At 69.2% G+C, this 23,487-nt stretch carries 23 protein-coding genes and 1 riboswitch; of the genes, 10 read left to right on the top strand and 13 right to left on the bottom strand.

What is annotated here, in order from left to right; translation table 11 throughout:
- Nucleotides 1–14 precede the first annotated feature (14 nt).
- A complete protein-coding gene (locus GH2_RS09915) occupies nucleotides 15–194 on the top strand; it encodes a hypothetical protein (protein ID WP_157086056.1) in 180 nt (59 codons plus the stop codon).
- Between the two features lie 222 nt (nucleotides 195–416).
- Here GH2_RS09915 and GH2_RS09920 read toward each other — a convergent pair whose 3' ends face one another.
- From GH2_RS09920 to GH2_RS09930, 3 genes are all read right to left on the bottom strand, one after another.
- Nucleotides 417–1,040 carry a transglycosylase family protein gene (locus GH2_RS09920; RefSeq protein ID WP_066166779.1) on the bottom strand — a complete coding sequence of 208 codons (624 nt, stop codon included), beginning with the start codon at nucleotides 1,038–1,040 and terminating at the stop codon, nucleotides 417–419.
- Between the two features lie 6 nt (nucleotides 1,041–1,046).
- Nucleotides 1,047–1,233: riboswitch (cyclic di-AMP (ydaO/yuaA leader) on the bottom strand.
- 262 nt (nucleotides 1,234–1,495) lie between these two features.
- Nucleotides 1,496–2,026, bottom strand: a complete 531-nt coding sequence (locus GH2_RS09925) for a flavin reductase family protein (protein ID WP_066166782.1) — start codon at nucleotides 2,024–2,026, stop codon at nucleotides 1,496–1,498.
- Nucleotides 2,023–2,232, bottom strand: coding sequence for a hypothetical protein (locus tag GH2_RS09930; RefSeq protein WP_066167325.1), 210 nt, complete (start codon nucleotides 2,230–2,232; stop codon nucleotides 2,023–2,025). Before GH2_RS09930 ends, GH2_RS09925 begins: the two co-directional genes overlap by 4 nt.
- Before the next feature lie 113 nt (nucleotides 2,233–2,345).
- Between GH2_RS09930 and GH2_RS09935 the strand changes: the two genes are divergently transcribed.
- The gene (locus tag GH2_RS09935; protein WP_066167329.1) at nucleotides 2,346–2,765 is read left to right on the top strand and encodes a cold-shock protein; all 420 of its coding nucleotides are present in this window, start codon (nucleotides 2,346–2,348) and stop codon (nucleotides 2,763–2,765) included.
- Between the two features lie 12 nt (nucleotides 2,766–2,777).
- Here the strand turns inward: GH2_RS09935 and GH2_RS09940 are convergent, their stop codons facing one another.
- Together GH2_RS09940 and GH2_RS09945 are read right to left on the bottom strand one after the other, a co-directional pair.
- Nucleotides 2,778–3,365, bottom strand: coding sequence for a DUF2771 family protein (locus GH2_RS09940; RefSeq protein ID WP_066166785.1), 588 nt, complete (start codon nucleotides 3,363–3,365; stop codon nucleotides 2,778–2,780).
- Between the two features lie 48 nt (nucleotides 3,366–3,413).
- Entirely contained in the window at nucleotides 3,414–5,195 is a 1,782-nt protein-coding gene (locus GH2_RS09945) for an MFS transporter (protein WP_066166788.1), read from the bottom strand.
- Nucleotides 5,196–5,336: 141 nt separating this feature from the next.
- Between GH2_RS09945 and GH2_RS09950 the strand changes: the two genes are divergently transcribed.
- The 3 genes from GH2_RS09950 (at nucleotide 5,337) to GH2_RS09960 (ending at nucleotide 9,561) form a co-directional block, all read left to right on the top strand.
- On the top strand, nucleotides 5,337–6,152 hold the full coding sequence (locus tag GH2_RS09950) for a DUF3027 domain-containing protein (RefSeq protein WP_066166790.1): 816 nt from the start codon (nucleotides 5,337–5,339) through the stop codon (nucleotides 6,150–6,152).
- The gene (locus GH2_RS09955) at nucleotides 6,133–8,862 is read left to right on the top strand and encodes a sacsin N-terminal ATP-binding-like domain-containing protein (RefSeq protein ID WP_066166793.1); all 2,730 of its coding nucleotides are present in this window, start codon (nucleotides 6,133–6,135) and stop codon (nucleotides 8,860–8,862) included. The genes GH2_RS09950 and GH2_RS09955 overlap by 20 nt, the downstream gene beginning before the upstream one ends.
- Nucleotides 8,863–8,925: 63 nt before the next feature.
- Entirely contained in the window at nucleotides 8,926–9,561 is a 636-nt protein-coding gene (locus GH2_RS09960; protein ID WP_066166795.1) for a phosphatase PAP2 family protein, read from the top strand.
- Here GH2_RS09960 and GH2_RS09965 read toward each other — a convergent pair.
- Nucleotides 9,537–9,791 (bottom strand): DUF2530 domain-containing protein, encoded by a 255-nt coding sequence (locus GH2_RS09965; RefSeq protein WP_066166798.1) that lies wholly within the window; start codon nucleotides 9,789–9,791, stop codon nucleotides 9,537–9,539. The genes GH2_RS09960 and GH2_RS09965 overlap by 25 nt on opposite strands.
- Nucleotides 9,792–9,890: 99 nt before the next feature.
- Here GH2_RS09965 and GH2_RS09970 point away from each other — a divergent pair, with 99 nt between their 5' ends.
- Entirely contained in the window at nucleotides 9,891–11,405 is a 1,515-nt protein-coding gene (locus GH2_RS09970) for an NCS2 family permease (protein WP_066167332.1), read from the top strand.
- Between the two features lie 178 nt (nucleotides 11,406–11,583).
- Here the strand turns inward: GH2_RS09970 and GH2_RS09975 are convergent, their stop codons facing one another.
- Complete coding sequence (locus GH2_RS09975; RefSeq protein WP_244885354.1) at nucleotides 11,584–12,825, bottom strand: GNAT family N-acetyltransferase; 1,242 nt, start codon at nucleotides 12,823–12,825, stop codon at nucleotides 11,584–11,586.
- Between the two features lie 74 nt (nucleotides 12,826–12,899).
- Here GH2_RS09975 and GH2_RS09980 point away from each other — a divergent pair, with 74 nt between their 5' ends.
- A complete protein-coding gene (locus GH2_RS09980) occupies nucleotides 12,900–13,766 on the top strand; it encodes a TrmH family RNA methyltransferase (RefSeq protein WP_066166801.1) in 867 nt (288 codons plus the stop codon).
- 1 nt (nucleotide 13,767) lies between these two features.
- Here the strand turns inward: GH2_RS09980 and GH2_RS09985 are convergent, their stop codons facing one another.
- The 4 genes from GH2_RS09985 to yczE form a co-directional block, all read right to left on the bottom strand.
- Nucleotides 13,768–14,652, bottom strand: coding sequence for a DUF6928 family protein (locus GH2_RS09985; RefSeq protein ID WP_066166803.1), 885 nt, complete (start codon nucleotides 14,650–14,652; stop codon nucleotides 13,768–13,770).
- Between the two features lie 17 nt (nucleotides 14,653–14,669).
- A complete protein-coding gene (gene sepH / locus GH2_RS09990; protein ID WP_066166806.1) occupies nucleotides 14,670–15,668 on the bottom strand; it encodes a septation protein SepH in 999 nt (332 codons plus the stop codon).
- 195 nt (nucleotides 15,669–15,863) lie between these two features.
- Nucleotides 15,864–16,997, bottom strand: a complete 1,134-nt coding sequence (gene serC / locus GH2_RS09995) for a phosphoserine transaminase (RefSeq protein ID WP_066166809.1) — start codon at nucleotides 16,995–16,997, stop codon at nucleotides 15,864–15,866.
- A gap of 21 nt (nucleotides 16,998–17,018) precedes the next feature.
- Nucleotides 17,019–17,654, bottom strand: coding sequence for a membrane protein YczE (gene yczE / locus GH2_RS21595; protein WP_066166811.1), 636 nt, complete (start codon nucleotides 17,652–17,654; stop codon nucleotides 17,019–17,021).
- A 60-nt stretch (nucleotides 17,655–17,714) separates the two neighbouring features.
- Between yczE and yczR the strand changes: the two genes are divergently transcribed.
- The 3 genes from yczR (at nucleotide 17,715) to GH2_RS10015 (ending at nucleotide 21,245) form a co-directional block, all read left to right on the top strand.
- Complete coding sequence (gene yczR / locus GH2_RS10005) at nucleotides 17,715–19,178, top strand: MocR-like transcription factor YczR (protein WP_066166813.1); 1,464 nt, start codon at nucleotides 17,715–17,717, stop codon at nucleotides 19,176–19,178.
- Nucleotides 19,179–19,246: 68 nt separating this feature from the next.
- Nucleotides 19,247–19,960, top strand: coding sequence for a pyridoxamine 5'-phosphate oxidase (gene pdxH, locus GH2_RS10010; protein WP_066166816.1), 714 nt, complete (start codon nucleotides 19,247–19,249; stop codon nucleotides 19,958–19,960).
- A gap of 7 nt (nucleotides 19,961–19,967) precedes the next feature.
- Nucleotides 19,968–21,245: an MFS transporter gene (locus GH2_RS10015; protein ID WP_066166819.1), complete on the top strand. Its 1,278-nt coding sequence runs from the start codon at nucleotides 19,968–19,970 to the stop codon at nucleotides 21,243–21,245.
- Between the two features lie 62 nt (nucleotides 21,246–21,307).
- On the opposite strand, the gene GH2_RS10020 is transcribed toward GH2_RS10015, so the two are convergent.
- Complete coding sequence (locus GH2_RS10020; RefSeq protein ID WP_066166822.1) at nucleotides 21,308–22,342, bottom strand: YihY/virulence factor BrkB family protein; 1,035 nt, start codon at nucleotides 22,340–22,342, stop codon at nucleotides 21,308–21,310.
- Nucleotides 22,343–22,448: 106 nt separating this feature from the next.
- Nucleotides 22,449–23,486 carry an oxygenase MpaB family protein gene (locus GH2_RS10025; RefSeq protein ID WP_066166825.1) on the bottom strand — a complete coding sequence of 346 codons (1,038 nt, stop codon included), beginning with the start codon at nucleotides 23,484–23,486 and terminating at the stop codon, nucleotides 22,449–22,451.
- Between the last annotated feature and the right edge of the window lies 1 nt (nucleotide 23,487).

Genomic DNA, 23,487 nt, shown 5'->3' on the forward strand with positions numbered 1-23,487 from the left:
GGCACAATGAGGCCGTGGCTAAGAAGACTGGATATGTGGACAACGGTTGGCCGACGGAACTCGGCGATGAGCATGCGGTGACCGAGCTCGTGGCTCACCTCGCTGGGGCGCTTTCGCCGTTCGGCGACACGCAGCTCCCCAAGCCGGCAGACGAGCTGCCGTTCATCCAGTCGAACACCGTCGTCAACCGCTGATCTCAGCGAGTAAAGACCGGCCGAACCCACGGGTTCGGCCGGTCTTCGTGTCGTGGAGCGGTCACCCGCGCTTGCGCCGTTGATCAGGCCCCGGAGCGGGGCGCTATCAACGGCAGATGGAGCGACCTACTGTGCGCTGTCAACGGAGGAATGCCAGGGTCGTCGTTCACGACAGCAGAAGGCCCCCGCCGTGGCGGGGGCCTTCTCGTCAGATCAGAGTGCTCAGAGCAGGTTGAGCAGGTTCTTGTTCTGGTTGTAGACCTTGAGCTGGTCAGCGTTCAGGTCGAAGCCGGAGTTCTTCGCGGCCTTCCAGGCGTTGCGGACCTCGGGGCTGACGTTCTTCTCGTTGAGCGCGTCGTCGACCTGCTTCTTGGCCTCATCGGAGGACTTGGCGTCCGACGACTTGGTGGTCGGCGCGTCCTTCTTCGGAGCCAGCGGGTTGGACGGGGTGGTCTTCGGGGCGGTGCGCTGGGTGGGGCCCGACAGCGGACCACCGCAGGTGGGCCATGCGCCCTTGCCCTGGTTGGCCAGGACGCGCTCGCCGATGGCGATCTGCTGCTCGCGGGTGGCCTGGTCGGCGCTCGGAGCGTACTGGGTGCCGCCGTGGGCCGCCCAGGTGCTCGGGCTGAACTGCAGGCCGCCCTGGTAGCCGTTGCCGGTGTTGATGGCCCAGTTGCCGCCCGACTCGCACTGTGCGACCTGGTTCCACTCAGCGTCCGTCGCAGCGGATGCGTGGCCGGTGCCCAGCAGGGTGGCGCCTGCGCCGCCGCCGATGATGCCTGCGGTGACGGCGATCTTGGCGAAAGTCTTGGTGTTGGTCGTCTGCTTCGCGTGACGTCCGGACATGGTGTTCTTTCCTCTCTCCACGCGCCTACGAGGTGAGCTGTCGGGTTCGGGCGAGAGGTGCCCGGCCCCCGCGTGCATCACTGGATGTGACGACCGCTGGGACTTAACCCCAAGGCTGTTCGCCGAGGCGATCAGCCGTCCCGGAGGGATGTTGGGTCCCCCGTCCTCGCTCCTGAAACTGCATTTGTGGTTGCTCCACCGGCGGAAGCGAGGCTGGGCGCGACCGGTCGAACGTGGTGTGCGGGTGGTCGCCGTGCCGACGACCGTCCTGAACCCTACGTCGTCCGATCGGATAGGTCACCCGCGAGTTCATAGGACGTTTACGTGCGGGTAGGGCCGGTTCCCGAGGCTGCGGGCCGTCGGCCCAGTTCAGGCCGGTGACCCCCATCCCGTGTCCGGTTTGTTATCAACCCGTTATGTGAGAAAGCTCACAGAGCAACTGAGACGATCGCCACTCAATCGTTCGCGCGACGCGTCTCCAGCGCACGAAAACTGCTCGCGTGGAAGACGAGTGGCTCGACGGCCGGATCGCAGCGCAGCGACTCGATCTGCAGCAGGACGACGACGTGGTCGCCCGCGGGGACCTCGGCGAAGACGGTGCACGCGAGGTGGGCGGTGGCGCCCGGAATGAAGACGGCGCCGGACTCGTCGAAGATCGGGTGCACGCCGGTGAACCGGTCCTCGGTGGGGCCGGCCAGACGTCGGCAGGCCTCGCCCTGATGCGCGGCGAAGACGCTGACGCCGAGGGTTCCGCTGCCCGCGAGACTCGGCCACGTGGCCGAGCCGTTGCGGACGCACACCGAGACCAGCGGTGGCTCCAGTGACACCGTGGTGAATGCGCTGGCCGACATCCCGATGGGCGTTCCGTCGTCGGTGCTGCGGCACACGGCGACCACGCCGGACGGAAAGCAGCTGAACGCGCGTTTGAGCGCGGACTCGTCGGTGGCCGGACTCAGTGGCCGGTCGGAGCTCATCGAGGTCGTCATCGACTGCGCCGACCGGACAGGAGCGCGAAGACGATCCCGAGCAGCAGGCCGACCGGCGCGCCCAGCGCGAGTATGTAAAGCACCGAGACCGGTGCGGTTCCGGTGTGTCGGACGGCGGGAATGAGCAACGCGATCGCCGCGACCATGCCGATGCCGAACATGACGACGGCGACGCCGAGCAAGCGGGAGGGCTTCTGGGTCTGCATGGCATCCACGGTAGTCGTGGCGGTAGAATCGTCCGTAGCGCGCCTCTGCTCGGACTGCCATCGGGCCAGGCGCTTTTGTATGTGGCAGACAAGATCAGTTGAAGGTGATCGCGGTGCCGAGCGGCCGGGTGAAATGGTACGACTCCGAGAAGGGCTTCGGGTTTCTGTCGCAGTCCGACGGTGAGGACGTGTACGTGCGTGCCAACGTGCTGCCGGACGGTGTCTCCGAGCTGAAGGTGGGCCAGAAGGTCGAGTTCGACATGGCCGCCGGTCGACGCGGACCGCAGGCGCTGCGCGTCACGGTGTTGGAGCCGGCGCCCAGCGTGGCCCGCAACTCGCGCGAGAGCGCCCGCCGCGAGCGCGACAGCAAGCGGCCGTCGCCCGATGAGCTGCACGGCATGGTCGCGGACCTCATCACTCTGCTGGAGAGCAAGGTGCAGCCGGGGCTGCGGAACGGTCGCTACCCCGACCGCAAGACCGCGCAGTTGATCTCCGAGGTGGTCCGCGGCGTCACGCGCGAACTCGATCGCTGACGCCCGGAGACCTCAGTTCCCGCGCTCGCCTGCCAGCGGCGTCTGATTCCGCACCTCGAAGCCGATCGGCAGGGTGCGAATCGAGTAGACGCCGCGCAGCAGGAGATCGCCGCCCTCGGCGTTCGCGGGCTGCCCGGGGATCGGGACCTGCACCGCGGAGATCACCGACACCTCGGCGCCGATCAGGACGCGGTTCGGGGTGCTCTTCAGCACCTGCGTGTACTTCGTGTCGGGCAGGTGGACCCACTGCACGCGTAACAGCCCGCGAGGCGTGGCGTACTCCGCGAGCAGCGTCCACGGACTGCCGGAGACCTCGGCGGGCACGCTGAGCATCGCGGTGCTGCCCACCGGCACCGGGTGGTCCACCACCCGGACATTGCCGGTGTTGCTCACGACGCCCGTGCACTCGTCCATCTTCGCCGAGCACCAGAACGACGGCTCCACCCGCGACAGGTGGTCTCCGGCTTGGAACGAGAGCGCCGGGACCGGCTTCTCGTGTCCGCGGACCAACAGTGCGGTGGCGCCCGCGATGATCACGAGGGCCGCGACCACCACCGCCCCGATGATGGTCAGTGCCTTCTTGTCTCCCGGTTGCAACACGTGTGAACTCGTCTTTCCGTCGGTGGGGCTTGCGTGGCTGGTGGCCGACTACCGCATCCGCTGATGCGTCGTGGGCACGGCGATGGGCATGGTGGGTGCGGCGTGGTCGGGACGACGGCCGCCGAAGCCGGGCACCAGCGTCGCGCCGCGGCTGGTCAGCACGGTCTGGGCCAGGCCGATTCCGAGCAGGACGGTGATGACCGTGAACCCGATCCACAGTTCCGTCGGGAGCAGGACGCCGAGGGCGGCGCCGAGCACCCAGCACAGCTGCAACACGGTCTCCGAGATGCCGAACGCGGACGCCCGGGACTCGTCGGGGAGGTCGTCCTGGATGCTCGAGTCCATGCAGACCTTCGCGATCGCGCTCGTGGCCGAGCCGATGCCCGCGGCGATCACCATGAACAACAGCTCGCCGAACAGTGCGGCGAGCAGCGCGCCGACGAACGTCGCCGCCGTCGCGAACACCACGATCCGGGTCGGATGCTTCAACTCGATCCGCGTGCCCACGCCGTTGCCGAGCGCATTGCCGATGCCTGCGGCCGCACCGACGGCGCCCAGGAGCAGCAGCTGTGCCCACCCCGAACTGCTGTCGGTCTGCTGCGCCTTCGCGTAGAACGCGGCGTACAGGGTCATGAACCCGGTGAGGATGCGAATGGTTCCGTTGCCCCAGAGTCCGGTGACCACGGACTTGCCGAGCGGCTGTCGCATCTTGGCGGCCAGCCGTTTAGGCAGGCTCTGCCCGGCGCTGTGCGGGGCCTCCGCGGGGGATCCGGCGCGGTAGGTGATCGTGGTCGGGACCTCGCCCTCGGTGACCTCCACCCAGGACGGGATCTTCATACAGTAGAACGCGCCGACGCCGGCGACGAGCACCAGGAAGGTCATCGCACCGGGGAAGTGCACGGTCTTGCCGAGCGCCAACTCCAAGGCGCCGGCGATGCCGCCGCCGACGATCGTGCCCGCCAACAGGCCGAACGTCGTCAATCGGGAATTGACGCGAACCAGGTCGATCGACGGCGGCAGCACCCGCGGCGCGACCGAGGACTTGAGGACGCCGAACGATTTCGACAGCACCATCAGTCCCAGTGCGCACGGATACAGCACGAACGGCGTGTACTCGATCTGTTGGGTGTCGGGATTGAAGTCGAAGTTGACGATGATCAGCAGACCGAGGACGGCGCGCAGGGCGAAGGTGCTCGCCATCGCGATGCGCCGTCCGTTCTGCAGCTTGTCCAGCAGCGGTCCGATCAACGGTGCGATGAGCGCGAACGGTGCGATCGTCAGGGCGAGGTACAGTCCGACGCTCACCTTGGAGTCGGCGGTGGCCGCCGCGAAGAACAGCGTATTGGCCAAGGCGACCGACATGGCGGCGTCGACGGTGTTGTTCGCGATCACCGGCAGCGTGAGGGCCGTGAGGCCGGACCGGTCGGCGCCGTCGGCCGTCGCGGCGCGATGAACCATCTTGACGCCGCGCTCGGTGAAGTATTTGGATCGCCGCGCCATCACCCGGACGACGGTGACCTTCTCGGGCGGCACGTACTCGGCGTCGCGCAGCCGGGGGTCGTCGCCGTCGCCGCCGATGCGCGTGGTCGGCTCGTCGAGCGGGGACTGCTGCGGATCGAGCGGTGGCAGGTGCGGATTGTGCGTGCGCGGAGGCAGATAGCCGTCGCTGGCCGGGCGTTGACGCGAGTCGAACGGCCGAGTCGGGACGCGCGGACGGGGGTCGGCGGGGTAATTCGCCTGGCCGGGGTGTGGCGCAGGACGCCGCGGCGGGCGCGGAGGCTGCTGCCGACCACCGCTGGGGCGGTCGTTGCCGGGTTGACGAGGATTCACGCCTCAATTGTTCCTCATCGGGCCGACAAGCCGGGGACAGGCGTGCCGGGACCGATCGAACAGACGGGAAACGACCGCCGTGCGGCCGGTGGGTAGGTCCCTGACGTGCATTTGGGCGGTCGACTATTGCACACTGGAAGGGTGAGTGTTGCATTCGACAGCGGTGCCCCGGCGAACAGTGCGTTGGTGGACGCCGTCGCCTTCGCGCGTGATGCGCTGATCGCCGACGGCGAGAAGCCCGGCGATCACCTGGGAGCACGTGCCGAAGGCGATTACGCCGCCACCCACTATTTCGCCGCGCAGGTCCCGGGGTACCGGGGCTGGCAGTGGTGCGTCGTGGTCGCGGGGGCGCCGGACGCGACGGGACTGACCGTCAGCGAGGCCGTTCTGCTGCCCGGCGACGACGCCCTGCTGGCGCCCGAGTGGGTGCCGTGGGTCGACCGCGTCGCCCCCGGCGACCTCGGTCCCGGCGACATGTTGGCCGCCCCGGAAGACGATCCGCGCCTGGTTCCCGGGCAGATCGACACCCTCGACGTCGATCCCGTCGACCGCGACCAGGTGGGACAGGTGGCCGGTGAGATCGGTCTCGGGCGCAAGCGTCTCCTCTCCTTCGACGGCCGCGCCGACGCGGCACAACGCTGGTACGACGGCGAGTTCGGTCCGGCCTCGGCCATGGCGCGCAGCGCGCGACACTCGTGCGGCACCTGCGGCTTCTATCTGCCGATCGTCGGCGCGCTGCACGGCGCGTTCGGCGTCTGTGCCAACGAGTTGGCCGCGGACGGTCGTGCCGTCTCCGCCGACTACGGGTGCGGTGCGCACTCCGATGTCCGTCCGGTCACCGGCGGCGGAAGCCCGGCGTACGACGCGTACGACGACGGCGCCATCGAGGTCGTGACGACCGCGAAGTCCGCAGGCGCCGCCGAGTCGTCGGCCGCCGATGCCGCAACGCAGGCCTGACCCGGCGGATCGGTTCGGGACCGCAGAACTGCGCGAGGCCACCCTCAGCGGGTGGGCCGCGTCCCCGACACGTCTCGCCGAGGATGCCGCAGCAGAAGCCGAGCTCCTCGAGATCGGTTACCGCGACCGCCTGTTCACCGAACTGTGCGCGAATGCCGCCGACGCGGCGAACGCCGCGGGCAGCGCAGGCACCGTCGCGATCCATGCCGACGGCGCCACCGTTCGCGTCGCCAACACCGGCGCGCCGCTGACGGCGGACGGTGTGCGATCGCTCACCGCGCTGCGGGTGTCGCCCAAACGCGCCGACGTGGACCACGGCACCGTCGGCCGGTTCGGGATGGGCTTTCGAGCGACGTCGGCCGCCGCACGGGTGGTGATCGCCTCGCGCAGCGGGTCCATCGAGTTCGACGCCGCACGGTCGCGAGACGCGGTGGCCGAACGACTGCCGGGCGTCGATGCGTCGGCGGTTCCGTCGCAGCGTCTGGCCTGGCCGTCCGCGGCGGTCCCGCCGCCGGGCTTCGACACCGAGGTGAGCCTCGACCTGGATGCCGAGCGGGCCGACGCGCTGGTCGCCGACGCGGCAGCACAAGCGCCCGACCTCCTCCTGGAACTGGAGTCGCTGGAGCGCATCGATGTCGACGGCCGCGTGTTCGCCCGTCACAGCGACGGCGATCAGGTGATCGTGACGCTCGACGGCGTCGAACACCGCCGGTGGTTGCAGGCGCGGTCGCCGGACACTCGCTGGCTGGTCCCGGTGCAGGATCATCGCGTGCGTCCGCTGGACCGCGATGCACTGCGCAGCCCGACCGCCACCGGCATCGAGACCACGCTGCCCGCTCGATTGATCGCGCACCTGCCGTTGACTCCCGACCGCCGCGACCTCCACCCGTCCGCCGATGTCGCCGCGGCCGCCGCCGGTTACGCCGACTTGGTGGCGCTGGTGCCCGACGAGCAGAAGCACCTCGTGATCCCGCCGCCGGCGTTCACCGCCGGACGGGTCGACGCCGTGCTGCGGGAGGCGATCCGCGAACGTCTCGCCGACGCGAGATGGGTGCGGTCGGCCGCAGGGGCGTGGCGCGCGCCCACCCGCGCCTGGGTGTTCAGCGGGCTCACCGATCGGCTCGCCGCAGCCTTGGGCGACATCCTGGAACCACTGGCGCATCCCGATGTCAGCGACCGCGGCACCGCCGTGCTGCTGGTCGGACTCGGTGCTCGCGAGCTCGGTCTGGCCGACGTCGCTGAACTGCTCGCCGGCGTCGACAAGCCGCCGACCTGGTGGGCGGAGCTCTACGCGGCCCTGGCCGACGTCGTCGTCGACGGCCGCGACGCGGAGGAGCTCGGCGCGCTGCCGGTGCCCCGCGGCGACGGCCGCATGCACGTCGGCGCGCGCGGGCTGTTCATGATCGACGGGCTCGACGCCGTCGCCGATCCGCCGTCTCCGACGTGGGTCCCGACGCTGGCCCCGAGCGCCTACGACCCGTTGCTCGAACGGCTCGGTCTCAGACGCATCTCGCCGAGCGAGGTGCTGGACCATCCGGGGCTGCTCGGTGAACTCGACGTCGCGGACGACCACCGCGAACTCGCCGACACGGTGCTGCGACTTCTCGCCCTGCCGGATGCGGGACCGGCACCCGGTGCGCTCGGCGTCCTGGAACTGCGCGGTGCCGACGGCGACGACTGGCCCGCCGACGAACTGCTGCTGCCCGACAGTCCGCTCGCCGCCGTTCTCGTCGACGACTCGCCCTTCGGGACCGTCGCGGACCAGGTGGTCGACCGGTACGGCCGCGATGCGCTCCGCCTGCTCGGGGTCGGCTGGGGATTCTCCGTCGTGCACGATCCCGAGCCGGTCGCCCCCGACCACGACCTGCCCGACGAGGACCTCTGGTGGGACGAGCACGAGGTGCCGCCGGATCAGCTGTCGGCCGTCCGCGATCTCGACCTCGTCGACCCGGACGCCTGGCCGAACGCCCTGGAACTCCTGGCGGCGGACGACGCCACCGCGCCGCTCCTGGCTCACGGATACACCCGGTGGTGGCTGCGACGCTTCGCCGAGATCGACGGGAGTCCGCTCCGCAGGCTGCGCGCGGTGGACGATGAGGCTCTGCGCGGACTCTTCGATCCGGTCGAGGTGCCTGACGCCGCGGTGGGACTGCTGGCCGGGCACGAGCCCGACGACGCCGACGACGTCCACGCGTGGCTGACCACGCTGGCCGACGAGGAGCGCGACATCGCCGCCGGTGTCGCCGCACGGGCTCATGCGGCGCTGATCGCGGTGGTCGCCACCGGCCGGGTCGTGGTCGCCGACGTGCCGCAGCCGGAGCGGGTGCGGACGATCTCCGGCGGTGTGACGACCGATCCGATCGTCGTCGACGCGCCGTGGTGGACGACGGTGGTGCCCGCCGACCGGGCGGTGCTGCCGGGGCTGCCGCCGACTCCGCGCGCCGCGGCGCAGTTGGCCGAGTTGCTCGACGCGACGACGGCGTCCGACCGCTACGACGCCCTGCCCGACCCCGACGGCCGGCCCGCGGACCCGGACGCGGCCGAATCCGTCGCACTGCTCGCCGCCGCGGGCCTGGAGGCGCCCCGCGAGCTCCGTCTGCACGACGACCTGCACGTGACACTGACCGACGGCGCCTCCTCGACGCGGCATCGGGTGCCGTGGTGGATCACCGACGACGGCACCGTGCACCTGAGCCGAGACCGCCGCTGACGGTACGGTGTGGTCAGGCGGCGAACGCGCCGCGCGGCAGGACATTCGGGCGGAAGGGCGGCAGTGCGGCAGTTCCACATCGACGACCAGATCACCGAGTGGGTCGTCGACTCACGGCACGAGCCGCTGACGTCGATGATGCACATGGTGACCGTGTTCGGCGACACACTGACGCTGACGCTCGTCTGCATCGGCGTGTTCGTGATCGCGTGGCTGGCGAATCGCATCGACCTCGCGGCGATGATCGTCGTCGGCAGTCTCAGCGGATATGTGCTGATGCGGATACTGAAACTGGTGTTCTCCCGGGACCGACCGCCGATCGACGACCGACTGATCGACGTCGGCGGGTCGTCGTTCCCGTCGGGGCACGCCATGTTGGGCACCATCGTCTTCGGCTTGACCGCGGTCGTCGTCTTCCGGGTGTATCCGCGGGTCCGGGAGCGCGCAGCGGCGCTGTTGTGGCTCCCGATTCTGGTGCTCCTGATCGGCGTCAGTCGGGTCTACCTCGGCGTGCACTGGGCGTCAGATGTGCTGTTCGGGTGGGTCTTCGGCGTCGTCTGGCTGGGCGTGTGCCTGTTCGGCCACACGCAGATCGTTCGCCGCCCCGCGCTGCTGCGGATGGGGACGAAGCATGTGACCACGCCGGGCCGACCAAGCGCCGCGCAGCGCGGCGATCAGGGGACGTCGAGCCCCTCCTGAGCGCCGCGCGAGCCGCGTCGGACGGCCGCCTTCTGCACCAGGACGATGGTGGTGCCGAGAACCCCGACGCCCAGTCCGACCAGACAGATGGTGAGGGCGCGGTCGGAGCCGACGCCGGCGATCCAGACCACGAGCGTGGCGACGGCCCAGATCAGCATTCCGACGACGATGACGGGCTCGGGCGCCCGAAGTTTCGAGGGAAGCTCGGGGATCTGGGGCGCGTCAGGCATGCGTACAGGGTAGCTTTCGCTAGGGTGACGCATCGCAGTCGGCGGTGGCGCGCAACAATTGTTCTCGACTTCTGACGTGCGACAGTGAAGGACCTGCCGATGACCGACCCGGTCGACAACGATCCGCAGCAGGCGAACCGCCCCGCCGAGGCCGACGGCCGAGCCGGCGCGACGGGAACCACGACTCTGCTCGACAAATACTTCAAGCTCAAAGAGCGGGGCACCAGCGTGGCGCGCGAGGTGCGCGGCGGGCTGGTCACGTTCTTCACGATGGCGTACATCGTCGTCCTGACGCCGATCATCATCGGCGGCGTGCCCGGCGAGCCGATGAACGCCGACAAGTTCGGCGATGTGCTGCCGATGCTGCAGGTCTCCGCGGTGGTTGCGCTCGTCGCGGGCGTGATGTCGATCGTCTTCGGCATGGTCGCCAACTATCCGTTCGGCATCGCCGCAGGCCTGGGCATCAGCAGCCTCCTCGCGGTGACGATCGCCCCGCAGATGTCGTGGCCGCAGGCGATGGGTCTGGTCATCGTCAACGGCATCATCATCGTGCTGCTCGGTCTCACCGGTGTGCGCACGGCCGTGTTCAACGCGGTGCCGCCCGAGCTCAAGTCCGCGATCGCCGCGGGCATCGGCGCGTTCATCGCGTTCATCGGATTGATCAACGCCGGGTTCGTCACCAAGCCCGGGGCCGCGGGCGCCCCGCCGGTGCAACTCGGCGACGACGGCTCCATCGCGACCGTCCCCACCCTGATCTTCGTGATCGGCGTCCTGCTGATGGGCGTTCTCGTGGTGAAGAAGGTGCCGGGCGGACTGCTGCTCGGGATCGTCGTCATGACGATCGTGTCGATCATCGTCGAGAGCATCATGCATCTCGGGAAGGCGTCCGACGGCAACGGCGGCTGGGCCATGAACATCCCGAAACTGCCTGACGGCGTCGGCGGCCTGCCCGACCTGAGCCTGGTCGGCAAGGTCGACGTGTTCGGTGCGTTCACCGCTGACGGTGTCGGCGTGCTCATCGCCTGCATCTTCGTCTTCACCCTGCTGCTGTCGAACTTCTTCGACGCGATGGGCACCATGACCGGCCTCGGCAAGGAGGGCGGTCTGACCGACTCCGAGGGCAACCTGCCGGGCATCGGGCGGGCGCTGGTCGTCGAAGGTACGGGCGCCATCGTGGGCGGCGGCGCGTCGGCGTCGTCGAACACGGTGCTCGTCGAGTCGTCCGCAGGCATCGCCGAAGGCGCACGGACCGGTCTGGCGAACGTCGTCACCGGCGTCCTGTTCCTGGTCGCCATGTTCTTCACCCCGCTGTACAGCGTGGTGCCGATGGAGGCCGTCTCGCCCGCACTGGTGATCGTGGGTGCGCTGATGATGGGGCAGGTCCGCGACATCGACTTCAGCAAGTTCGAGTTCGCGCTTCCCGCGTTCCTCACCATCGTCGCGATGCCGTTCACGTACTCGATCGCGAACGGCATCGGGGTCGGCTTCATCAGTTGGGCCGTGATGGCACTGGCGCGCGGCGACCGCAAGAGCATGCACCCGCTGCTGTTCATCGTCGCCGCACTGTTCCTGCTCTACTTCGCGAGAGGCCCGATCTCGAACCTCGTGGGGTGAGATGCTGCTGGGTGCTAGCGCACCTCACGAGGTCTCGATTCGCCGCGTGCTCGCTACGCTCGCAGGCGGCACTCGACCAGCGTAAGGGGGTGACGGTCCTCGGTCGGCGTAAGGGGGAGGCGGCCTTCGGTCGGCGTAAAGGGGAAGCGGCACTCGACCAGCGTAAAGGGGCGCTCGGCTAGAAGAAGGTCCCCGAGAACGGGGCTTCCGTGACTGCGAACATCGCGCTCAACTGAGTGATCGCCTCGTCGGCGCCGTCGATGCGACCGGCGGCGGCCATCTGAGAGACGGTGATGCCGCCGAGGTAGAGGCTGGACAGCGTGGCCACGTCGAGCGCGAGATCGGCATCGTCGTCGGTGCGCGCGACGGTGGCGGAACCGTCGTCGCCAGTGGTGAGGCGGTAGCGGCCTGCGCGGTCGCCGAAATCATCGGAGACGTCCAGGACCAGGTCGCCGGCGGCGCCATACGTCCGGAGTTGCAGCGCCTCGACGACGTCGAGAATCGACACCCACAGTTCGTCGGAACGACCGTGCACTTCGACGGCGCGCGCGTTGCGCAGCTTGAGCGGCAACGGGTCGTCGACGGGGATCGACGCCTTCACCGCTGACACCAGGTCGAGGCCGGTGAGGACCCGCCACAGATCGGTGTGCGCCTGCGGGGTCACGGCGACGAAATCGCCCACGAGAGCGGTCTTGTCGCGAGCGTCGATCCGGTAGGCGGCGTAACCGTCGGCGTGCAGCAGGTAGTGCAGGCCGCTGGTCTGGGAGTTCCGACGGAAGCTGCGGTCGGCCATGATCGACGGCCACCAGGTGTCGGGGCGAGTGATGGCGCCGGTGCGGCTCCGCGCCCAGCGGGCGTGGATGGCGGGCACGTACTTGGTGATCTGATCCTGGTTGGCGTACCGGACCCGGGAGTCGGCGGGCGCCGGGGTCCGGAACTCAGCGGCCGACGGCGTCACCTGGATCTCGTGCGCGAAGGCGGCGGGGCCGAAGCCGAAACGCTCGTAGATGCCGCCCTCGGATGCGGTGAGCGTGGCGAGCGGGAGCTCGTGTTCGCGCCAGGTGCGGTACTGCTCGGTGAGCATGCGGCGGAGGAGGCCGCGCCTGCGATGCGTCGCCGAGACCGACACCCACGACAGTCCCGCGGTGGTGGCGATGCCACCGCCGGGAACGGTGACGGGGACCGGGAAGTAGAGGGAGACGGCGACGATCGGCCGACCCTCGGACGCGGTGTCGCGAATGACGACGGTGTCGCCTTCGCCCGCGCGATTACGGAATTCGATCATCTCGTCGCCGGGCAGCGGCTTCGGCAGCGCGAAGGCGCGGGCGTCGATGGCGAGGATCTCGGGCCAGTCGGTGCCGCGTGGTCGCTCGAGGGCGAGCGGGTCGGTGGATTCGGGCTCACTGATCGGAGTGCTCACCCGTTCAGTGTGCCAAAACGCATCGGGCGCGATGCAGTGCCTACCGACCGACGACGATGTGACACCGTGAACAGGTGAACCCCACCGACGCAGACCAGGACCTCGACGTCGCCGTGTCCGTCGTCGACATCACCGACCCCGCGGATCCGCGCGTCGCTGATTTCCGCGACCTGAGCAGCGTGGATCGTCGGCCCGACGTCGCGGTCCGGGCCGACGGCGGCGTCGGCAGAGGCTTGGTGATCGCCGAAGGAGTCTTCGTGACGCAACGAATGATCGCCTCGCGGTTCACCCCGCACGCGTTCTTCGGGGTGAACCGGCGGATGCACGAGTTGGCGGTCGACCTGGCGAATCCGTCGCTGGCGGGTGTCCCGTTCTATCGCGCCAGTGCCGAGGTGATGGCGGAGACGATCGGCTTCCATCTCAACCGCGGTGTGCTGGCCGCCGCGCACCGGCCCGCCGAGTCGACGATCGCTGAGGTGCTCGACGGTGCCCGGACGGTGGTGGTGTTGGAGGGGGTCAACGATCACGAGAACATCGGCAGCATCTTCCGCAACGCCGCGGGGCTCGGGGTGGACGCGGTCATCTTCGGCGCGGGGTGTGCCGACCCGCTCTACCGTCGCTGTGTGCGCGTCTCGATGGGGCACGCGTTGCTCGTGCCGTTCGCGAAGTCGGCGGATTGGCCCGGCGATCTGGATCTGCTTCGCGCGCATGGTTTCACGACGGTCGCGATGACGCCGGGGGCGGGGAGCGTGCAGCTCGCGGAGGCCGTCGGGGCCGCGAAGGTGGCGTTTCTGGTGGGCGCCGAGGGGCCCGGGTTGACCGAGGCCACGATGCAGCGCTGCGATGTCCGCGCGCGGATCCCGATGACGCGAGGCACGGATTCGCTCAATGTGGCGACCGCCGCCGCGGTCGCATTCTACGAGCGCATCTCGCGCGGCTGAGTCACAGACGTCCGCGGAAGCCGAAGTACCGGGAGATCGGACCGGGCGTGCGGGCGTGCTTCTCGTCGGCGTCGAGAGCGGTCGCAGGGACAGCGACCTTCTCGATGGGCTCGGTCACGAACGTCTCGGTGCGATCCTCCGGCGCTGCGCCTGGGCTCTCGCCGGCGGCCTCGACACCGGGATCTGCAGTCCCGGGATCGGCGTCGCCGGGATGTGCGGCGGCATTCGCGCTCAGCGCCACCGACGACTCGATGTACTGGTCGCGGCCGTCGTCGGGACCCACGCGGTAGACGGTCACCGGGATCGACGCGGGGTCGAGCATCGGCTCGGCGTCGCGGAAGCCGAAACCGAGCCACGCGTGATGAGCGGCGTCGGCGAGCAGACCGGGATGGAACGGGAGGGCCAGCGGATCGTCGGTCTCGGCCTGCGGGTGCTCGCCCGCCCAGAACGGTCCCTCGAACGGATGGGGGAGCCCGGCGTCGACCTTGATCGACGACGACGTCCCGGCGAACGCGCGTTGGATGTCGCCGTGTTCCCAGCGGGCGAAGCAACCGAGGTCGGTGTCCTGGTCGATCGATACCAGAGCCCAGGTGTGGCCGACGCCGAGGTCGGCGAGATACGACGTCAGCTCACTCGGCTCAGCGGTCCGCAGGCTGGCGCCCGCGAGCACGGCGACCGACCCGAAATGGGCCGCGAACACCCGGTTGTCGACACCGTTCACGGCGGCGGCGAGGTCGGACGTGCCGATCGGGGTGATCTCGGTTTCCGCGAAGGCCTTGTCCATGAAATCGGTGGTCTGCGCCGGATCGATGTAGACGCCTGAGCGCAACTCCGCTGCCGGGTCATCGCAGTCGATGAACCACAGGACAGAAATGTTCGGCAGCACCGAGCCTCCAAGTCGTTTCATTCGTTCGGGTGACTTCGGACGCCGAGCAGCACATCCTCCCACGCCGGGACGGTCGGCGTCGCACGCTTTCCGCGGTGCCGCGGCGTGGTCTGTTCGCGAGTCTCGGGCTCGGTGGGCGCGACGGCGGAGTCGTCGTCGTAGCGGAGGTCGAGCACCTCGCTCAACCCCTGCCTGCGACGCTGCTGCCCCGTCAGATCGTCGGCGTTGACGGTCACGTACTCGTGTCCGTCCTCACCGACCTCGCGGGTCGGTGGCTCGGGGACCGGCTCGGGCGTCGGTGCGACGACCGATGGTCGGCGATAGGTGCGGGCCAGGTCCGGTTCGGTGAGTTCGACGGCGAGGTCGTCCATTGGATCGGTGGTGCCACCGTGTGATCCCGGGGAGAACCTCCAGTGCGCGTAGACGTCGGAGTCGGCGTCGGGCGACACCTGGACCACCCATTGGCCGGACTCGGCACGCCAGGCGTCCCACTGAGCGTTCTGGGGCGTCCCGCCGCGCAGGACCAGACACTCGGCGACGAGTTCGCCGAGGGTTCCGGCTGAGGGACCGTCGATCCCCATCGGATGCGATGCCCGGGCCAGTTCGGCGGCTCGGCTGCGCTCCAGAATGACCGGATGCGCGAATCGGTTGATCTTGTCCTCGGGAACACCGGTGGCGGCGGAGAGCTCTGCGACCGACGATCCTGCGCGGACCCGAGCCTGGATCTCGCGAGGGGTCAGATTGCGGGCGGGCGGCGCCTCCACCTCCGCAGCGGCGTCGTCCGTGGACTCCTCGGCCGGGTTCGCATCGTCCTCGTCGGCGGTGTCGCGAGCGTCGGCCTCTCCGACGACGGGACTCAGCGCGGCCGGATCATCGGGGTCGATCGGCTCGGGCGGGTGCACCAGCGTCCGGAGCATGGTGTCGATCGGAATCAGGAACTCATCGCCGGACTCCAGGTCCATGACGATGATGTGGGTGCCGTCCGCGTCGGAGCGATCGGCATGCAGCTCGCGCATCGACTCCTCCTCCGGTCACCAGGTACGCGGACATTGGAGTCAACACTAACGAATCCGCGGGCGTGAACGGTGGGTCGACACGCGGCGAATAGCACGCCAGGCGGGGGTGACATGCCGTACACATGCGCTTTGTCCGCAAACGACGCCGCTGCCCGCCGGTAGAGACCGGCGGGCAGCGGCACTGTGTTCAGAAGGTCAGAGGCGTTCGACGACGTAGTCGATGCACTGCGTCAGCTTGCTGATGTCCTCCGGATCGATCGCCGGGAACATGCCGATGCGGAGTTGATTGCGTCCGAGCTTGCGGTACGGCTCGGTATCGACCACGCCGTTCGCGCGCAGGGTCTTGGCGACGATCGCGGCGTCGACCGAGTCGGCGAAGTCGATGGTGCCGACCACCTGGCTGCGGTGCGCCTCGTCGGCGAACGGCGATGCGAACTCGCTGGCCTGCGCCCAGCTGTACAGTCGCGAGCTCGAGTCGGCGGTCCGGCCGGTGCAGAAGTCCAGTCCACCGTTCGAGTTCATCCACTCGATCTGATTCGCGAGCAGCAGCAGCGACGCCAGTGCCGGGGTGTTGTAGGTCTGGTTCTTGGCGCTGTTGTCGACGACCGTCGGCAGCGACAGGAACTCGGGGCACCAGCGGCCCGACTCCTTGATCTCGGCGATGCGTGCCAGCGCCGCGGGGCTGACGATCGCGACCCAGAGACCGCCGTCGGCGGCGAAGCTCTTCTGCGGTGCGAAGTAGTAGACGTCGGTCTGAGCGATGTCGACGGGCAGACCGCCTGCGCCCGAGGTGGCGTCGATCGCGATGAGTGCGTCGCCGGCCGCGGCGGGGCGGAGCACGGGCACGGCCACACCGGTCGAGGTCTCGTTCTGCGCCCAGCCGATCAGGTCGACGCCGTCGACGTCGGCGGCGGTCAGCGCGGCGGGGTCGGGTGCGGTGCCCGGATCGGTCGAGATGACCTTGGGGTCCTGCAGGAACGGGGCCTTCTTGGAGACGGTGGCGAACTTCGACGAGAACTCGCCGTAGGTCAGGTTCAGGGCGCGCTCGCGGATGAGGCCGAACGATGCGGCATCCCAGAAGGCGGTGGTGCCGCCGTTGGAGATGAGCACCTCGTAGCCGTCCGGCAGGGAGAACAGCTGCGACAGTCCCGAGCGGATGTCGCCGACGACGTTCTTGACGGGAGCCTGACGATGGCTGGTGCCGAAGACCGATGCGCCGGTGTCGACCAGCGACTGCAACTGCTCGGGGCGGACCTTGGACGGGCCGCAGCCGAATCGGCCGTCGGAGGGAAGGAGGTCGGCGGGCAGCGTGATCGCAGTATCGGTCATGGGTCCGATTCTAAATCAGTCCTAGTGGTTCGACTCGGCGACCCGGTTCGCGGGCGCCGCGGCGCGGACGTCGCCTGCGACGGCGCGGTCGACGTGCATCACGCGGGCGAACCACTGGATCAGCGGGCCGACGCCGAACGCGTACAGGACGGTTCCGATGCCGAACGTGCCGCCCAGGATGAAACCGATCGCGACGACCGTGATCTCGAGGACCGTGCGGACCACGCGGACCGACCAGCCGGTGCGGGCGACGACGCCGGTCATCAGCCCGTCGCGCGGGCCGGGGCCCAGGCGTGCGCCGATGTACAGCGCGGTGGCGAAGGCGTTGAGCACGATGCCGCCCACCATCATCGGGACGGCGATCAGCAGCGCCGGACGGTCGGGCAGGTAGGGGCTGACGGCGTCGAAGGCCAGGCCGATGACGATCACGTTCGCGACGGTCCCGACACCGGGGCGCTGCCGGATCGGCAGCCACGCCAGCAGAACGACGGTGCCGACGATGATCGACACCGTGCCCACCGACAGTCCCAGGTGATCGGCGATGCCCTGATGCAGCACGTCCCACGGAATGTTGCCGAGTCCCGCGTGCAGGATCATCGACATCGAGGCGCCGTAGAGGACGAGGCCGGCGAACAGGGCGAGGAGACGCTTGAGCATGTCTCCACTCTGACGGTGACTGGCCGTGAAATCTATATCCAGTTGTGAAAGACTGGCCTCATGGTGACCCCGACCGGCATGATCAGCGCCACAACACTGGCCCGACATCTCGGTGCCTGGCGCCCCGCGGGCCCTCAGCCCGCGTACCAGGCCCTGGCCGACGCCCTGCGGGTGCTGGTGCTCGACGGCCGGGTTCCGGTCGGCACCGGTCTGCCCAGCGAGCGCACGCTCGCCGTGGCCCTCGATGTCTCGCGCACCACGGTGGCCGGCGCCTACGCCGCGCTCCGCGAGAGCGGGCATCTGCTGTCGCGGCAGGGCGCGCGGAGCGTCCTTCGGCTCCCCGTCCAGGTGCCCGCCGAACCGGTCGATCTCGGTGCCGAGGGCGACATGATCAAGCTGAACATCGCCGCGCCCGCCGCGCCGGTCCAGATCGTGCACGACGGGTACCGTCACGCACTCGAGTGCGCGCCCGGCTATCTGACCGGTTCCGGGCTGTATCCGAACGGGTTGCGTGCGCTGACCGAGACCATCGCCGATCGGTACACCGAACGCGGACTGCCGACGACGGCAGACCAGATTCTGGTGACCTCAGGCGCCCAGCACGCCCTGCGACTGGTCCTCGACACCCGGGTCTCGCCGGGCGACAGCGTTCTGGTGGAGCAGCCGACCCATCACGGCACCATCCTCGCGCTGGCCCGGCATCGTGCCCGCGCGGTGACGATCGGGCTGCATCCCACGCACGGCTGGGATCTGGACCAACTCGAGTCGACGGTGCGGCTGCAGCGGCCCGCCCTGATCTTCGTGATCCCGGACTTCCACAACCCCACCGGGCTGCTCCTGGACGAAGCCGGGCGCATCCGCCTCGGCGAGATCTCCGCCCGCTACCGCGTTCCGGTCGTGGTCGACGAGACGATGGTCGAACTCGGGCTCGATGTGGCCGCGCCGCCACCGGTCGCGGCGTTCGCGCCGCGCGGTGCGGAGATCGTCACCCTCGGGTCCGCGAGCAAGACGGTGTGGCCGGGCCTGCGCGTCGGCTGGATCCGCGTGGACGGCCGCCCCGACACCTACGCGCTGGCTCGCTACGAATCCGATCTGGGCGGTGCCGTCTTCGAACAGTTCGCAGCCCAGTACGCCTTGAGCCACCTCGACGACTTCCTGCCCGCCCGCCGTACCGAACTCCGCGCGCAGCGGGCCGCCGCGCTCCGGGCCATCGACGAACACCTGCCGGGCGCGGTGCCGATCCGCGGCGTCGGCGGGCTGTGCCTGTGGGTGTCGCTGCCGCAGCCGGTGGCGACCGCGACCGCCGCCGCGGCGAGTGAGCTCGGCGTGCGGCTGATCCCGGGCGGGTCGTTCGGCCCGCACGGCGGATTCGACGGCCATCTTCGAATCCCGTACACGCTCGAGCCGGAGACGCTCACGCTCGGCGTCGAACTCGTCGGACGGGCGTATCGACGGGCGGTCGGACAAGCGCCCGGTGCGTCGGCCGTCGGCGAGCCGGGACTGCCGGATCGGCTCGTGGTGTGAGGGACCGGCGCGGAGGCCGCCTGGATGAACTCCCGCCTGGAAGGAACCCCGGAGTGGAGAGCCGTAGTATGCAGTCCGTGAAAAAGCTGGTAGACCTGCCCAGTATGCGAGTGGCATACGGGGCCGGAGATGGAGACGACGCGGCGGGAGCGGACGGTGTCGCGGCCAATCTCGATCCGTCGTGGCTCACCGGTGATCCGCCGTGGCTCGGCCTGTTCGAGGCGTGGCTGGCCGAGGCCGTCGTCGCCCGTATCCCCGAGCCCAACGCCATGGTGCTCGGGACGGTCGACGCCGACGGTCGGCCCGGCACCCGCACCGTTCTGTGCAAAGGCGCCGACGCCCGCGGCATCGTCTTCTTCACCGGCTACCGCTCGCAGAAGGGTGAGGCGCTGGCGTCGAACCCGTACGCGTCGGCCACTTTTCCGTGGATCGCGCTGGAGCGCCAGGTCCACGTCCGAGGCCGCGTCGTGAAGGTCACGCCCGAGGCCACGCAGGCGTACTGGCAGGCACGTCCACGCGGATCGCAGCTGTCGGCGTACACCTCGGCGCAGTCGCAGCCGATCGCTTCACGCGCCGACCTGGAACGTGCCGCGCAGGAGACGGCGCAACGGTTCGGCGGCTTCGACGCCGGCGTCCCGGTCCCGGTCCCCGAGGACTGGGGCGGTTACTTGATCGAGCCCGAGGTGGTGGAGTTCTGGCAGGGACGCGCCAACCGGCTGCACAACCGTGCGCGTGCGGTCCGCACCGCCGACGGTTGGACGTTGGACCGACTGCAGCCCTGACGCCACTGTGTCCCGAAGAATCCTGGCCGACACCAGGCCGCTGCAGAACGTCTACTTCCGGCGGTTGTGGACCGCCAACATCGTCACGGTCATCGGCGCCCAGCTGACCATCGTCGCGGTGCCCGCACAGCTCTACGCGATCACCGGAAGCTCCGCCTATGTGGGACTGTCCGGGATCTTCGGGCTGGTGCCGCTCGTGGTGTTCGGCCTGTGGGGCGGCGCGCTCGCCGACACCTTCGACCGTCGCCGCATCCTGATGGTCACCACGGTCGGTCTGATCGTGACCTCGGTCGCGTTCTGGCTGCAAGCCGCGTCGGGCGCCGAGAACGTCTGGCTTCTCCTGGTCATCTTCGCGATCCAACAGGCGTTCTTCGCCGTCAACCAGCCCACTCGAACCGCGGTGCTGCCGCGGATCCTGCCGTTGGAACGGTTGCCTGCGGCCAACTCGCTCAACATGACGGTGATGCAGGCGGGCGCCATCGCCGGTCCGCTGGTCGGCGGCGCGCTGATCCCGGTCCTGGGATTCTCTCTGCTGTACCTGGTCGACGCGATCTGCCTGTTCGCGACCCTGTGGGCGGTCGTCACGCTGCCTCCGCTGCCGCCCGAACACGAGGAGGGACGGGAGCGTCCGACTGCCGGATTCCGCTCGGTGATCGACGGTCTGGTCTATCTCAAGGGACACCCGGTGCTCCTCATGTCGTTCGTCGTGGATCTGATCGCCATGATCTTCGGCATGCCGCGGGCGCTCTTCCCGCAGATGGCGCACGAGAGCTTCGGCGGCCCCACCGACGGCGGCGTCGCCTTCGCGATCCTGTTCATCGCGATCCCGCTCGGTGCGGTGGTCGGCGGTGTGCTGTCCGGTTGGGTGTCGCGGGTGGAACGGCAGGGGCGGGCAGTGGTGGTCTGCATCGTGATCTGGGGCGCGTCGATCGCGGTGGCGGGCGGCGTCCTCGTCTTCGCTCACGGCACCATGCTGCCGATCCTGCCGATCGTCGTGCTCGCCCTGATGGTCGGCGGCGCGGCCGACATGGCGTCGGCCGCCTTCCGGCAGACCATGCTGCAGTCGGCGGCCAACGACGATGTCCGCGGTCGCCTCCAGGGCGTGTTCATCGTGGTGGTCGCCGGCGGCCCGCGCATCGCGGACGTGACGCACGGAGCCACCGCGGCGGTGGCAGGCACCGCCGTCACCGTGGCGGGCGGCGGCATCGCCGTGGTGATCCTCACCGTGGTCGCCGCGCTGGCCGTCCCGGTCTTCTGGCGCTATCGCGCCACCGTCGAGAGATAACCGTCGAGAGATAACCGTCGAGGCGTCGTCGAGAAGGAACTCGCCGCGCCCGGCGTCGGCGGTCAGTCGTTCGTCGGGCGTTCGGGGAGCGGATACGTGGGGACGGTCGGTGAGTCGTCGTCGAGCGGCTGATCCAACGGATTGTCGAGCGGGTTGTGGAAGCGGACGTCGATCGTTTGAAACCCCTTGAGCTGCTGCATCTGGGCGTAGCGGGTGTAGGCGGCGACGTCGCCCGACAACAACCGCACCCCGTCGGTGAACTCGGTCAGCACGGCCCGCGGATACAGGCGGTCGACGCGCACGGCGTCGATCTCCAGACAGACCACGATGAGCACGGCGGCCAGGTAGAGAAAGGCGATGAGACCGAGGACCACCGCGAACACTCCGGTCACATCACGACTGCGGGCGACCACTCGGGTGATGTAGAAGCTGCCGAACAGCTGCAACGCCTGCCAGCCGAGCGCGGCGAGCACCGCGCCCGGCAGCACGTCGAGGATCCGTACGGGCCGCGCGGTGCCGTGGCGGAACAGGACGACGAACACCACGGTGCCGAGCGCGATGCCCACGTAGGGGGAGAGCGTCTGCCAGCCGTCACCGAGGCGGGCGGAGATGATGTTGATCCCGACGAGGACGATCAATGCGAGGCCGATCGAGACCAGGAGCGCGGCGCCGCGGAGCCGGACCTTGATGGGATTGGGCCGCGAGTTCCGCGGTACGCCCCAGATCGTGTTCATCGCGTTCTGCGTCGCCACCGACACCCCGAGGGCTCCGTACGCCGCACCGACCAGGCCGACGACCACGGTGGTGGTACCGCCGGTCAGGCCCTCGGGGTCGTGGAGCTGCGTGCCGATGACCGGGATCTGCTCGAAGGCGGTGTCCAGGATCTGGTTCTTGAGGTCCTGATTGCTCTGGAGCAACCAGCCGAGGATCGTGGTGAACAGCAGCATCAGGGGAAACAGCGAGACGAAGGCGTAGTACGCGATCAGAGCGGCCAGGTAGGCGCCCTGATCGTCCACGTACTTGTAGATCACGGCGAGCGGGAACCCGACCTTCGGATGGCGGCGCTGGAAGTCGTCGAAGGAGGAGACGAACGACACCGAAGCACCCCCTGGTCGACTCGAAGCGCAGGGCGGTGATCGGCGGGCCCCACGTCCGGCAATGACACTACGTGGTGTCGGAATCTCTGACCGTGCAGGAACGTGATCAGCCTTGCGCGTCGTTACTCTGCCAGGGCAGGTTGGCCCGGCGCTGTGCGGTCACGGGGCAGTAGTGAATCGGGTTGTCGCGTTCGGCGGCCGACGGCAGGTTTCGCGTCGGGGTCTCCAGCAGCGGCGCGTCGGCCGGGACGCGGCCTGCGACGCGGTCGAAGGCGTCGCGCGGACGCGGGTGGAGCCGATAGCGGGCCGGCAGCAGGTTCATCGTCGCGTTCACCGCGGTGCCGAACAACTCGAACCGCCGCTGGTCTCGGTCGGTCCACGACAGCTCCATCATCTCGCGGACCGGTTCGTCGTACAGCCCGGTGGTGAGCCAGGTGTAGAACCGTCCGACGACGCCGACCTGCTTGCGCCACAACCAGTTCGGCATCCAGCCTCGCATCCACGGAGGCGGTGGGAGCGTAGTGATGTCGAGGACGGTGCGGACGGCCGCGTGGTCGCGCAACACGTGTCGGCACATGTGGTCCCAGTACTGGAGGAACTCCTCGTACGTGTCCGGGCAGGGGCGCATGCTGACGCCGTACTGGGCGTACCAGGCGCGGGACTCCGCGAACAGTGCGCGTTTGTCCGCTTCGGTGATCGGTGGCCCGAACGCCTCGGCGCAGCGGATGTTGCCGTACCAGAAGGTCGCGTGCGCCCAATAGAAGACGTCCGGGTCGAGCGCGTGGTACCGCTCGCCGTTCTCCATGGTGCCCTTGATCGTCAGGTGGTAGTCGCGAACTTCGCGTCCGGTGGCGGGCGTCTGATCGAACACGACGCCGCTGATGGGGTAGAGCGACCGCATCAGTCGCTCCCAGCGTTCGCCGAAGAAGTCCGAGTGGTCCCACACGCCTGCGGCCAGCTTGGGGTGCATGTTCTGCATAGATCCGGACCACAGACCCATCAGCATGCCGCGCCAGCCGCCGAAGTAGCGCCACGTCACCGAGTCAGGCCCGGGAGCAGGGATCGACTCCGCGGACCGCGCGCCCGAGAAACGGTCGTCATCGTCGAGTGTGGTGGATCGCGGGGAGGGGTCTACCTGCGTCATG

The sequence above is a fragment of the Gordonia hydrophobica NBRC 16057 genome (assembly GCF_001592365.1).
GTDB classification, from domain to species: Bacteria; Actinomycetota; Actinomycetes; order Mycobacteriales; family Mycobacteriaceae; genus Gordonia; species Gordonia hydrophobica.